Source organism: Mycobacterium angelicum (assembly GCF_002086155.1).
Taxonomy (GTDB): Bacteria; Actinomycetota; Actinomycetes; order Mycobacteriales; family Mycobacteriaceae; genus Mycobacterium; species Mycobacterium angelicum.
In genome coordinates, this window is record NZ_MVHE01000388.1 from 1 (window position 1) to 280 (window position 280).

The window sequence follows — 280 nt, forward strand, 5'->3', positions numbered from 1 at the left end:
GGGAAGGTGGCCGAGAAGCTGGCCGATAGCGCGGGGAAGACCGCGCTCAAGCCGGCCGTGAAGTTCTGCCCCGCCGTCAGCAGTGCGCTCAACGCGCCTTGTAGCGCCGGGGCACCCGACAGCGCGGCGCTCAATGCGGCGTTAAACGCCGCACTCAACCCCGACAGGCTGGCTTGGAAGGCCGGCAGGCTGCCCGAGAGTGCGGCGCTCAGGGTGGCGTTGAACGCCGCCGACAACGCCGGGAAGGTGGCCGAGAAGCTGGCCGACAGGGCGGGGAAGA

Annotated in this window: 1 protein-coding gene; it reads right to left on the reverse strand. The window is 70.4% G+C overall.

Annotated elements, in window-relative coordinates:
• A partial coding sequence (locus tag BST12_RS32760) for a hypothetical protein (RefSeq protein WP_425437443.1) occupies nucleotides 1–280 on the reverse strand: 280 nt, incomplete at both ends.